The sequence below is a fragment of the Bacteroides sp. M10 genome (assembly GCF_014334015.1).
GTDB classification, from domain to species: Bacteria; Bacteroidota; Bacteroidia; order Bacteroidales; family Bacteroidaceae; genus Bacteroides; species Bacteroides intestinigallinarum.
The window spans coordinates 2746292-2759663 of sequence record NZ_CP060488.1; the positions used below are offsets into that span (position 1 = coordinate 2746292).

At 43.3% G+C, this 13372-nt stretch carries 9 protein-coding genes; all 9 read left to right on the forward strand.

Going from position 1 to position 13372, the window contains the following annotated elements; genetic code table 11:
• The first annotated feature begins 55 nt into the window (after window positions 1–55).
• The 9 genes from recQ (at window position 56) to H8796_RS09745 (ending at window position 13038) form a co-directional block, all read left to right on the forward strand.
• Window positions 56–2236 (forward strand): DNA helicase RecQ, encoded by a 2181-nt coding sequence (recQ, locus tag H8796_RS09705; RefSeq protein ID WP_004324651.1) that lies wholly within the window; start codon window positions 56–58, stop codon window positions 2234–2236.
• 86 nt (window positions 2237–2322) lie between these two features.
• Entirely contained in the window at window positions 2323–3801 is a 1479-nt protein-coding gene (gene guaB, locus H8796_RS09710; RefSeq protein WP_004324659.1) for an IMP dehydrogenase, read from the forward strand.
• A 103-nt stretch (window positions 3802–3904) separates the two neighbouring features.
• Window positions 3905–5449, forward strand: coding sequence for a peptidylprolyl isomerase (locus tag H8796_RS09715; protein ID WP_117938024.1), 1545 nt, complete (start codon window positions 3905–3907; stop codon window positions 5447–5449).
• Window positions 5450–5503: 54 nt separating this feature from the next.
• The gene (locus H8796_RS09720; protein ID WP_004324661.1) at window positions 5504–6349 is read left to right on the forward strand and encodes a hypothetical protein; all 846 of its coding nucleotides are present in this window, start codon (window positions 5504–5506) and stop codon (window positions 6347–6349) included.
• 9 nt (window positions 6350–6358) lie between these two features.
• Window positions 6359–7741: a peptidylprolyl isomerase gene (locus tag H8796_RS09725; RefSeq protein ID WP_004297172.1), complete on the forward strand. Its 1383-nt coding sequence runs from the start codon at window positions 6359–6361 to the stop codon at window positions 7739–7741.
• A 22-nt stretch (window positions 7742–7763) separates the two neighbouring features.
• Complete coding sequence (locus H8796_RS09730; protein WP_117938016.1) at window positions 7764–9527, forward strand: OstA-like protein; 1764 nt, start codon at window positions 7764–7766, stop codon at window positions 9525–9527.
• Window position 9528: 1 nt separating this feature from the next.
• On the forward strand, window positions 9529–9828 hold the full coding sequence (locus tag H8796_RS09735; protein ID WP_004297174.1) for a hypothetical protein: 300 nt from the start codon (window positions 9529–9531) through the stop codon (window positions 9826–9828).
• A gap of 17 nt (window positions 9829–9845) precedes the next feature.
• On the forward strand, window positions 9846–11747 hold the full coding sequence (mutL, locus tag H8796_RS09740) for a DNA mismatch repair endonuclease MutL (RefSeq protein WP_117938018.1): 1902 nt from the start codon (window positions 9846–9848) through the stop codon (window positions 11745–11747).
• 103 nt (window positions 11748–11850) lie between these two features.
• Window positions 11851–13038: an OmpA family protein gene (locus tag H8796_RS09745; RefSeq protein ID WP_004305595.1), complete on the forward strand. Its 1188-nt coding sequence runs from the start codon at window positions 11851–11853 to the stop codon at window positions 13036–13038.
• The last annotated feature ends 334 nt before the right edge of the window (window positions 13039–13372 follow it).

Below are 13372 nucleotides of genomic sequence, written 5' to 3' on the forward strand. Positions count from 1 at the left end.
GAAGAGAACATACTTAAAGTTAAACCATGAACTGAATAAAACAACCTTAGTTAAGATGGCAGGGAAGATTAATTTAACAGATGAACTGAAAAAGTATTTCGGATTTAATAAGTTCAAGGGAAACCAGGAAGCGATCATTAATAACTTGCTCGATGGTAAAGATACCTTTGTACTGATGCCTACCGGTGGCGGGAAATCTTTATGCTATCAGCTACCTTCGGTCTTGATGGAAGGTACGGCAATCGTAATTTCTCCGCTCATTGCGTTGATGAAGAATCAAGTGGATGCAATGCGCAATTTCAGTGAAGAAGATGGCGTCGCCCATTTTATCAATTCTTCATTAAATAAAGGCGCGATAGACCAAGTGAGGTCGGACATCCTTGCCGGAAAGACAAAATTGCTATATGTAGCGCCGGAGTCGCTGACGAAAGAAGAAAACGTAGAGTTTTTGCGTTCGGTAAAGATTTCGTTCTATGCAGTGGATGAAGCTCACTGTATTTCTGAATGGGGCCATGACTTTCGACCGGAATACCGGCGGATTCGCCCTATTATCAATGAAATAGGTAAAGCTCCGTTGATTGCGCTTACCGCAACGGCGACACCGAAGGTGCAGCATGATATCCAGAAAAATCTGGGAATGGTAGATGCTCAAGTCTTCAAATCTTCGTTCAACCGTCCGAACCTTTATTATGAGGTACGTGCGAAGACCGCTAATATTGACAGGGATATTATCAAGTTTATCAAAAACAATCCGGAGAAATCGGGCATTATCTATTGCCTTAGCCGGAAGAAAGTGGAGGAACTTGCTGAAATCCTGCAGGCAAACGGTATCAATGCGCGTCCTTATCATGCTGGAATGGATTCGTTGACCAGGACCAAGAATCAGGATGATTTCTTGATGGAAAAAGTGGACGTTATTGTAGCGACTATCGCTTTCGGTATGGGAATTGACAAGCCGGACGTGAGGTTCGTGATTCACTACGATATTCCAAAGAGTCTGGAAGGGTATTACCAGGAGACCGGGCGCGCCGGTAGAGATGGCGGTGAAGGTCAGTGCATAACCTTTTATACAAACAAAGACTTGCAGAAACTGGAAAAGTTCATGCAAGGAAAACCTGTGGCAGAGCAGGAAATTGGCAAGCAGCTTCTGTTGGAAACCGCTGCTTATGCCGAATCTTCCGTATGCCGACGCAAGACGTTGCTGCATTATTTCGGTGAAGAATATACGGAAGAAAATTGTGGAAATTGTGACAACTGTTTAAACCCTAAAAAACAAGTGGAGGCTCAAGAGTTATTGTGTGCCGTGATTGAAGCGATTATCGCGGTGAAAGAAAATTTTAAGGCAGATTATATTATAGACATACTACAAGGTAAAGAAACTTCCGAAGTACAGGCGCATTTGCATGAAGACCTCGAAGTCTTCGGCTCCGGTATGGGTGAAGAGGATAAGACATGGAACGCAGTGATTCGTCAGGCGCTGATTGCAGGTTACTTGAGCAAAGATGTGGAGCATTACGGACTCCTGAAAGTGACGGAGGAAGGACATAAGTTCCTGAAGAGACCGAAGTCATTCAAGATTACCGAGGACAACGATTTCGAAGAGACGGAAGAAGAAGTTCCGGCACGCGGCGGTGGCTCCTGTGCAGTAGACCCGGCTCTTTATTCCATGTTGAAGGACTTGCGGAAGAAACTCTCGAAGAAACTGGAAGTGCCGCCTTATGTGATCTTCCAGGACCCGTCTTTGGAAGCAATGGCTACCATTTATCCGGTGACATTGGACGAGTTGCAGAATATACCTGGCGTAGGTGCCGGAAAAGCAAAACGTTATGGTGAAGAGTTCTGTAAATTAATCAAACGCCACTGTGAAGAGAATGAGATAGAACGTCCGGAAGACCTGCGGGTACGTACGGTTGCCAATAAATCTAAGATGAAGGTAGCTATTATTCAGGCTATCGACCGTAAAGTGGCGTTAGATGATATCGCTCTTTCCAAAGGGATTGAATTTGGTGAACTGCTGGACGAGGTAGAAGCGATCGTTTATTCGGGAACCAAACTGAATATAGATTACTTCCTGGAAGAAATCATGGATGAAGATCATATGCTTGATATCTACGATTATTTCAAGGAATCTACCACTGATAAGATTGATGATGCGCTTGACGAATTAGGCGATGACTTCACGGAAGAGGAAGTTCGTTTGGTACGTATTAAGTTCATCTCTGAAATGGCTAATTAAAAAAGCGAAAAAAATAGGCGTGCAGGTATGCGGTTTTGAATAAAAACCGTATATTTGCACGCAATAATTTTTAAACGCATAGCCCTATGTCATTTATTGCTGATAAGATTGTAATGGATGGGTTGACTTACGACGACGTATTGTTGATTCCCGCTTATTCTGAAGTTTTACCGCGCACTGTCGATCTCTCGACTAAGTTTTCAAAAAACATTGAGTTAAAAATTCCTTTTGTGACGGCTGCCATGGATACGGTTACCGAAGCGAAAATGGCTATTGCCATTGCTCGTGAAGGTGGTATCGGTGTGATTCACAAAAATATGTCTATCGAAGAACAGGCAAGACAAGTTGCTATCGTAAAGCGTGCCGAAAATGGTATGATTTATGACCCTGTAACGATCAAAAGAGGTTCTACTGTTCAGGATGCACTGGACATCATGGCGGAATATAAAATCGGTGGTATCCCTGTGGTAGATGATGAAGGTTATTTGGTGGGTATTGTTACCAACAGAGATTTGCGTTTCGAAAGAGACATGGCAAAACATATTGATCTTGTCATGACTCCGAAAGAAAGATTGGTGACTACTAACCAGTCTACTGACTTGGAATCTGCTGCACAGATTCTTCAGAAACATAAGATTGAGAAACTTCCGATTGTCGGAATGGACGGAAAGTTGATCGGTCTTGTCACTTATAAAGATATTACAAAAGCAAAAGATAAACCGATGGCTTGCAAAGACGCCAAAGGTCGTCTGCGTGTAGCTGCCGGTGTAGGTGTTACTGCCGATACGCTGGATCGTATGCAGGCATTGGTGGATGCCGGTGCAGATGCAATCGTGATTGATACAGCTCACGGACACTCTAAGTTTGTGATTGAAAAACTGAAAGAAGCAAAGAAACGCTTCCCGAATATTGATATTGTGGTAGGTAACATTGCTACCGGAGATGCTGCCAAAGCTTTGGTGGAAGCTGGTGCGGATGCTGTGAAAGTAGGTATCGGTCCGGGTTCTATCTGTACAACTCGTGTGGTTGCCGGTGTAGGTGTTCCACAGTTGTCAGCTGTCTATGATGTAGCAAAAGCGTTGAAGGGTACAGGTATTCCTTTGATTGCCGATGGTGGTTTGCGTTATTCGGGCGACGTGGTGAAAGCATTGGCTGCCGGAGGATATTGCGTAATGATCGGATCATTGGTTGCCGGAACAGAAGAATCTCCGGGTGACACTATTATCTTTAATGGTCGTAAATTCAAATCCTATCGTGGTATGGGTTCATTGGAAGCAATGGAGAACGGTTCGAAAGACCGCTACTTCCAGAGTGGAACTGCTGATGTGAAGAAGCTTGTTCCCGAAGGAATCGCTGCCCGTGTTCCTTATAAAGGTACACTTTTCGAAGTTGTGTATCAGCTGACTGGCGGTTTGCGTGCAGGTATGGGATACTGTGGCGCTGCTAACATTGAGAAACTTCATGACGCTAAGTTTACCCGCATTACCAATGCAGGTGTAATGGAAAGTCATCCGCACGACGTGACGATTACCAGTGAATCGCCTAACTATAGCCGTCCGGAATAATAGATAGATACGGTGAACTATTAACGGTGAACGGTGAACAGGCTGTATAATCAGCAGGGTGTTCACTGCTCACCGTTTGTTGTTTGAAAAATAAAAATTGATGATGAAAAGAAGCCTGTTGTTGGGATGTATTTCTCTCTTTGTGGTCGCGGTCTTTGCACAGGAAGATCCGGTATTGATGCGTGTTAACGGAAGAGAGATACTCCGTTCGGAATTTGAATATGCATACCGCCGTTATGCGGAACGTTCAAATGCCAGACTTTCGTCCAAAGAGTATGCGGCACTTTTCGCTCAATCGAAGTTGAAAGTGGAAGCAGCCAGGGCTGCCGGACTTGATACGACCTCTGTTTTTCGTAAACAACAGGAGAAATGCCGGACCGAGTTGGTGGAATCTTATCTGATAGACAGGCAAGTGATGGATAGTTGTGCCCGTGCTATCTATCAGAAGATGGGACTGAAAGCACGTAGCGGCAGGGTACAGGTGATGCAGATTTTCAAACGTTTGCCACAGACAATCACTTCCCGGCATTTAGAAGAAGAAAAAACGCGGATGGATTCTATATACCGGATGATACAGAATCAGCCGGATTTGAACTTTAACCGTTTGGTCGAAATATACTCGGATGATAAGCAAAGTAGATGGATCGAATGTCTGGAAACAACGAGCGAGTTTGAGAATGTTGCTTTCTCTCTGGCAAAAGGTATGGCATCGCAGCCCTTTTTCACTCCTGAAGGGATTCATATCTTGAAAGTGATGGATCGGGAGGAAACAGCTGCTTACGAAAATGTCAGTGCCAGGTTAATGGAACGGATACGGCGCAAGGAGATTTTGGACAAAGGTACAGGCGCGGTGCTCGAACGCTTGAAAAAAGCATGGCAGTATGCTCCCAATCAGGCGGCAATGGAAGAACTGCTGGCGAAAGGCCGTACAGAACAAACCCTGTTTACGATTGACGGACAAGCATACACCGGAACTATGTTCACGCATTTTGCCTCTTCTCATCCTCAAGCTGTCAAACGGCAGTTGGAAGGATTTATAGCTAAGTCATTGCTGGATTATGAAAGCCGGAATATCGATAAAAAGCATCCGGAAATTCTTTATGCCTTGCGGGAATCTGATGAAAACTATTTGGTGGAAGAGATAACACGTCAGAAAATAGATTTGCCCGCAGCTAACGACCGGGCGGGATTGGCTACTTATTTTAAATTTCATTCGTCGGATTATCGGTGGGAGAGCCCCCGGTATAGAGGAGTCGTGCTTCATTGCGTTGATAAAAAGACGGCAAAGCAAGCCAAAAAAATGCTGAAGAAAGTGCCGGAAAAAGAGTGGGCGGACAAGCTTCGGCAAACTTTTAATACATCCGGGGAGGAAAAGATACAAGTTGAACAAGGAATTTTTGCCGACGGAGACAATAAATATATAGATAAACTGGTTTTTAAGAAGGGTGATTTTGATCCTTTAATGTCTTATCCTTTTACTATTGTAGTAGGCGAAAAAATGAAAGGTCCGGATGATTATCGGGAAGTAATTGATCGGGTTCGAAAGGATTATCGAAGCTATCTTGACGCGTGCTGGATGCGGGAATTGAGTGAGTCCGGTAAGGTTGAAATAAACCAAGAGGTTTTAAAAACAGTTAATAATAACTGATGTAACCGATTATTCACTATCTTCGTACCTTAAATAAGTAGATTTTAGTTGCCGATGCGAATATTAGTCCTCTTACTGATTACCCTTCTTGGTTGTGGAGCGTGCAAGGAACAGCACGACCACAAAGGAAAGACTCCTTTAGTAGAGGTGGACGGTAACTTTTTATATAAAGAAGATTTGATGTCCGTGCTTCCGGTCGGATTGTCAAAAGATGATAGCATTCTCTTCACCGAGCACTATATTCGTAGTTGGGCGGAAGAGATTTTATTGTATGAGAAAGCTGCGAACAATATCCCCGATAATGTGGATGTAGACAAGCTGGTGGAGAATTATCGGAAAGCGTTGATAATGCATACTTATCAGCAGGAGTTGATTAACCAGAAGTTGACGAATGATATTTCCGAACACGAGATAGCAGAGTATTACGGCAAAAACAAGGAATTGTTTAAACTGGAAAGTCCGTTGATTAAGGGATTGTTTATTAAAGTGCCGTTGACAGCTCCCCAGTTGAACAATGTGCGCAGATGGTATAAGTCGGAAAAACAGGATGCTATCGAGAGCCTGGAAAAATATAGTTTGCAGAATGCGGTGAAATATGAATATTTCTATGATAAATGGGTGTCCGTGACCGATGTCCTGGACATGATTCCGTTGAAAGTAGAGGCACCGGAAGAGTACGTAAACAAACACCGTCAGGTAGAATTGAAAGATACGGCTTATTATTATTTCCTGAATGTGAGCGATTATCGCGGAGTTGGTGAGGAGAAACCGTATGAATTTGCCCGTTCGGAAGTGAAAGACTTACTGGTAAATCAGAAACGGGTGAGCTTTATGGAACAGGTAAAGAACGACTTGTATCAGCAGGCGGTAAGTAAGAAGAAGATTATATATAATTATTAAATACAAAGAATGAAGAAGTTTGTGAACTTTAGATTTGTTGTTACCCTTGTCCTGGCAATATTTGCTAATGTGGCAACCTATGCACAAGATAATGTGGTTGATGAAGTAGTTTGGGTAGTAGGTGACGAAGCTATTTTAAAATCAGATGTAGAAGAGGCCCGTATGGATGCCTTGTATAATGGACGCAGATTCGAAGGCGATCCTTATTGTGTAATTCCTGAAGAGATTGCTGTGCAGAAGTTATTCCTGCATCAGGCAAAGTTGGACAGTATCGAGGTTTCCGAAGCGGAAATCATCCAGCGTGTGGATATGATGACCAATATGTACATCCAGCAGATCGGTTCCAGAGAGAAAATGGAGGAGTATTTCAATAAAACATCCACCCAGATTCGTGAAACTTTGCGTGATAATGCACGTGACGGATTGACGGTTCAGAAGATGCAGCAGAAACTGGCAGGAGATATCAAAGTGACTCCGGCAGAAGTACGCCGTTACTTCAAAGACCTTCCACAGGATAGTATCCCTTACATTCCTACACAGGTGGAAGTGCAGATTATTACTTTGCAACCTAAAATACCCGTTTCGGAAATCGAGGATGTAAAGAGGACACTGCGTGATTATACGGATCGTGTGACAAAAGGAGAAATCGACTTCTCTACATTGGCACGTTTGTATTCTGAAGATAAGGCTTCTGCCATTAAAGGTGGTGAATGTGGATTTATGGGACGTGGTATGATGGACCCCGCTTATGCGAATGTGGCATTCAGCTTGCAGGACCCGAAGAAAGTTTCCAAAATTGTAGAATCGGAATTTGGTTTCCATATAATCCAGTTGATTGAGAAGCGTGGTGACCGTGTTAATACCCGCCATATCCTGTTGCGTCCGAAAGTATCGGAAAAAGAACTGACCGAGGCTTGTGCCCGTCTGGATTCTATTGCAGATGATATTCGTGCTAACAAATTCACATTTGATGATGCGGCTGCCGTTATCTCACAAGATAAGGATACCCGTAACAATCACGGTATCATGGTGAACATCAATGAACATTCAGGTATCACTACTTCTAAGTTCCAGATGCAGGATCTTCCTCAAGACGTTGCTAAGGTAGTGGATAAGATGAATGTTGGCGAGATTTCCAAAGCTTTTACAATGATTAATGAGAAAGATGGAAAAGAAGTATGCGCTATCGTGAAATTGAAAACCAAAATCAATGGTCATAAGGCAACCATCGCGGAAGACTATCAGGATCTAAAAGAAATCGTAATGGATAAACGTCGCGAAGAGGTGTTGCAGAAATGGATTCTGAACAAGCAAAAACACACTTATGTACGCATCAACGAAAACTGGCAGAAGTGTGACTTCAAGTATCCGGGTTGGGTCAAGAATGACTGATATAACCTTGCTTTGACTTTATATGCTGAAAAAGAATAAGAAAAATAAACAACAAGACAGGCATAGATGGCTCCTTATAGGCTTTCTATGCCTGTTTGGTGTATGTCTTGTGGCACAAGTGAGGCCGACGGGACAGAACCCCACGGCAGGGACTTCGACAAAATCGACTGCGGATACGTCTAAGACGGCTCCCAAAACCAAAACGCCGGCGGGTAATAAGAAACAATCGGACAACAAGAAGCAACCGGAGAATAAAAAGACCAAAGTTTACTTGCTTCATGCTGACGAAGGACAGGCGGATAAGCTGGCACGTCCGGATGTGCAGGTGTTGATTGGTAACGTGAAGTTGCGCCATGACAGTATGTATATGTACTGTGACAGTGCACTGATTTTTGAGAAAACCAACTCCGTAGAAGCCTTCAGCAATGTGCGTATGGAACAGGGAGACACCTTGTTCATCTATGGTGATTATCTTTATTATGACGGAATGACGCAAATTGCTCAACTTCGTGAAAATGTGAAGATGATTAACCGGAACACGACCCTGTTGACGGACAGTTTGAACTACGACCGTCTCTACGATCTCGGATATTATTTCGAGGGGGGAACTTTGATGGATGAAGAGAATGTACTGACCTCCGACTGGGGCGAATATAGCCCTGCAACGAAACAGTCGGTATTCAACCATGATGTGAAGTTGGTGAACCCTAAGTTTGTGTTGACCTCCGATACATTGAGGTATAATACTGAAAACAAAATAGCAGTGATTCTCGGACCTTCCAATATTGTCAGTGATAATAATCATATCTATTCGGAACGGGGATTCTATAACACATTGACCGAACAAGCGGAATTGTTGGACCGTTCGGTCCTGACCAATCAGGGGAAGAAACTTGTAGGTGACAGTCTGTTCTATGACCGGGTAATCGGTTACGGAGAAGCATTCGATAATGTGAAGATGACAGACTCCATCAATAAGAATATGCTGACGGGCGATTATTGTTTCTATAATGAATTGACGGACTCCGCGTTTGCAACAAAACGTGCTGTTGCTATCGATTATTCACAGGGAGACAGTCTTTATATGCATGGGGATACTTTGCAGATGGTGTCCTATAATCTGAATACCGATTCTTTGTACCGGTTGATGAAGGCTTACCATAAAGTACGTATGTATCGTACAGATGTTCAGGGAGTATGTGACTCACTGGTCTATAATTCGAAAGATTCTTGTATGACCATGTATACTGACCCTATTCTTTGGAATGATGGACAGCAACTGCTTGGTGAGCAGATCAAGATTTATATGAATGACAGTACGATTGACTGGGCGCACATTATCAACCAGGCGTTGACAGTGGAGATGAAAGACTCTATTCACTATAATCAAGTGTCCGGCAAGGAGATGAAAGCCTATTTCGTTAATGGAGATATGCGCCATATTGAAGTGATCGGTAATGTGCTGACAGCTTTTTATCCTGAAGAGAAAGACAGTACGATGACCGGATTTAATTGTCTGGAAGGTAGTATGCTGCATCTTTATATGAAGGATAAGAGAATGGAAAAAGGACTTTTTATCGGTAAATCCAACGGAACGATGTATCCGATGGACCAGATACCGCCTGATAAACTGCGTCTTCCTACTTTTGCCTGGTTCGACTATGTCCGTCCGCTAAATAAGGACGATATTTTCAACTGGCGCAGCAAGCGTGCGGGAGAAACATTGAAGCCGACTACCGACCGGCGACCAAAGACAGAAAAGCGAAACTTAATAAATATGAAGTAGTATGGGAATGTTTAACTCAATGAGAAAGCCCCGGGGCTTTAATCATCAATACATTTATGTAGACGAGCGGAAAGAAAAGCTCGCTAAGATGGAGGAGAACGCCAAACGTGACTTGGGGATGCTACCGGAGAAAGAATTTAATCCGGAAGATATTCGCGGTAAATTCGTCGAAGGTACTACACATTTGAAAAGAAGAAAAGCAAGTGGTCGCAAACCGGTTTCTTTCGGAATCATACTGATAATCATTGCCTTCCTTCTCTATCTGTGGCATTATTTAGCAACAGGAAGCTGGAGTTTTTAATTGTTAATTTACGAAGTATGAGCGATATCATTCATTTGTTACCTGATTCGGTAGCTAACCAGATTGCTGCCGGTGAAGTGATACAACGTCCGGCATCTGTTATCAAGGAGCTAGTGGAGAATGCGATTGATGCAGATGCGCAAAATATACATGTGTTAGTGACTGATGCGGGTAAAACCTGTATTCAGGTGATTGATGATGGAAAAGGAATGTCCGAAACGGATGCCCGTCTCTCTTTTGAGCGGCATGCTACTTCCAAGATACGGGAAGCTGCGGACTTGTTTGCTTTGCGTACCATGGGATTTCGTGGGGAAGCATTGGCATCCATCGCAGCAGTGGCGCAGGTAGAACTGAAGACGCGTCCGGAATCGGAAGAACTGGGAACGAAACTGGTGATTGCGGGTTCTCAAGTGGAGAGCCAGGAGGCTATATCCTGTTCTAAAGGAAGTAACTTCTCTGTAAAGAACCTGTTCTTTAATGTGCCTGCCCGTCGTAAATTTTTAAAGGCTAATTCCACTGAATTGAGCAACATCCTTGCCGAATTTGAGCGTATCGCTTTGGTGCATCCGGAAGTTGCCTTTTCGCTGTATAGTAATGATTCGGAGCTCTTCAATCTTCCGGTATCACAGTTACGTCAGCGTATTCTTGCTATTTTCGGTAAGAAGCTCAACCAGCAATTACTGAATATAGACGTGAACACTACCATGGTGAAAATCTCCGGATACGTAGCCAAACCGGAGACTGCCCGTAAGAAAGGAGCCCATCAGTATTTCTTTGTCAATGGACGTTATATGCGCCATCCTTATTTTCATAAGGCAGTCATGGAGGCTTATGAGCAGTTGATTCCCGCCGGTGAACAGATTTCCTATTTTATCTATTTTGATGTAGATCCGGCTAATATTGATGTGAATATTCACCCGACAAAGACCGAGATCAAGTTTGAGAATGAGCAGGCCATCTGGCAGATACTTTCAGCATCCGTTAAGGAATCGTTGGGTAAGTTCAGTGCTATCCCTTCCATTGATTTTGATACGGAGGATATGCCTGATATTCCGGCATTTGAGGAAAAGATATCTTCCGAACCTCCGAAGGTGCATTATAATACAGATTATAATCCGTTTAAAGTCTCTACCGGTGGCGGTGGTGGCGGATCGTATAGTCGCTCGAAAGTAGAATGGGAGGATTTGTACGGAGGGCTGACAAAAGCCAGTAAGATGAATAATCCGCAGCCGGAACCCGAAATGGATTGGGAGGATTCTTCTATTGGAGGCGAACCGGCCTTCGTGGAAGAAAAGATAGAGACGGTGACATCCGCCGCTTCTTCTACTTTGTATGCCAACGAACCGGTGATGGAAAAAGGAAATCAGCATTTGCAGTTTAAAGGGCGGTTTATTTTGACTTCAGTTAAATCGGGTCTGATGCTAATCGATCAACACCGGGCACACATACGGGTGCTTTTTGATCGCTATATGGTACAGATTCAACAGAAACAGGGAGTATCTCAGGGCGTTCTCTTCCCGGAAATCTTACAATTACCGGCTTCAGAAGCTGCTGTTCTTCAAAGCATTATGGATGATTTGTCGGCAGTCGGCTTCGATTTGAGCAATCTGGGAGGCGGTAGCTATGCCATCAATGGCATCCCTTCGGGTATTGAAGGACTGAATCCGGTTGAACTGGTGCGTAATATGCTACATACAGCGATGGAAAAAGGGAATGACGTTAAGGAAGAAATCCAAAATATTCTGGCAATCACATTGGCGCGGGCAGCGGCTATTGTCTACGGACAGGTGTTGAGTAATGAAGAAATGGTAAGCCTTGTAGACAACCTTTTTGCCTGTCCCTCACCGAATTACACACCCGATGGGAAAACCGTTTTGACAACCATTAAGGAGGAGGACATCGAAAGATTATTCAAATAAAACAAATAAATTCATCTTTTCCTAAAACCTTTTAGTTCAGTTCGTGTTATTTAAATAGTTCAACAAAGAAAAAGATTTAAATAACCACTTAACTATTAGGTATATGAAAAAGATTCTGATGTTGCTGGCATTTGCCGGCGTTGCGTCTGTCGCTTCTGCGCAGCAGACAATGACTGTAACTGAATACGAAGTGATTCAGGTGCAAGATAAATATCAAGTAATAACTAATCCTTTCTGGAGTAACTGGTTCTTCTCTGTAGGAGGAGGTGCCCAGGTATTGTATGGAAACAATGACCATATCGGTAAGTTCAGAGATCGTGTTGCTCCCACATTTAACGTGTCTGTTGGTAAATGGGTAACTCCGGGATTCGGATTGCGTTTGCAGTACAGCGGATTACAAGCCAAAGGATTCACCACCAGCGAAAATGCTAATTATGTGGTTGGCGGTCCGAGAGAAGATGGTTCTTACAAACAAAGATGGGACTACATGAACTTACATGGTGATTTGATGATTAACCTGAATGCACTTTTCGGTGGATACAATCCGAACCGTGTATATGAAATTATCCCTTATATTGGTGCCGGTTGGGCTCATGCTTATTCTCGTCCTCACACTAACTCCGCTACTTTCAATGCAGGTATTATCAACCGCTTCCGTTTGTCGAATGCTGTTGACTTGAATCTGGAATTGAGTGCAACAGGTCTGGAAGGCAAGTTTGACGGAGAGCACGCAGGTAAACCTGACTACGATGGTATCTTAGGTGCTACTATTGGTGTAACTTATTATTTCCCAACTCGCGGATTCCAACGTCCGGTTCCACAGATTATCTCTGAACTTGAATTGAACCAGATGCGTAACCAGATGAATGCAATGGCAGCAGCTAATATGCAATTACAACAGCAGTTGGCAAATGCACAACAACCGGTTGAAGTAGAAGATACTGAAGAAGTTGTTATAACAGATACTAACATTGCTCCACGTACTGTATTCTTCAAGATCGGTTCTGATAAATTGTCTCCGCAGGAAGAAATGAACTTGTCATATCTTGCCAGCAAGATAAAAGAATCTCCGAACGCTACATACACAATCAACGGATATGCAGACTCTGCAACAGGTACTCCGGCTTTCAACCAGAAGTTGAGTTTGGAACGTGCACAAGTTGTTAAAGACCTGCTCGTTAAGAAGTATGGCATCTCTGCCGATAGATTGAAAGTTGCAGCCGGTGGTGGTGTTGACAAATTCGGTCAACCGATTCTGAACCGTGTAGTATTGGTCGAATCAGCACAGTAATCATATAATTTCAGTATTCGGCGATTCTTTGTGATCGCCTGCTGAAAGAGAGAAGGCGGCTGAAAGCGAATCCTGAAATAAGGTATCTTCGCTTTCAGCTGCCTTTTTATTAGTTTGGTGGAGAATGTGAATGCGAGTTGTAATATGTGAAGTTCACAAACTTGTGAACTTTTGATTCTATACTTGATTGGTATATGAAAACGCTTTCGCTGATTATAAATATAGGTTGTTTTTAGCTTGAAAAAGCATAGCTTTAGGGAACGGAAAGCATAGCTTTAGCCTACCTAAAGCTGTGCTTTAGAGCATTGATAAGGGTACTCTGCATTTCTTCTGC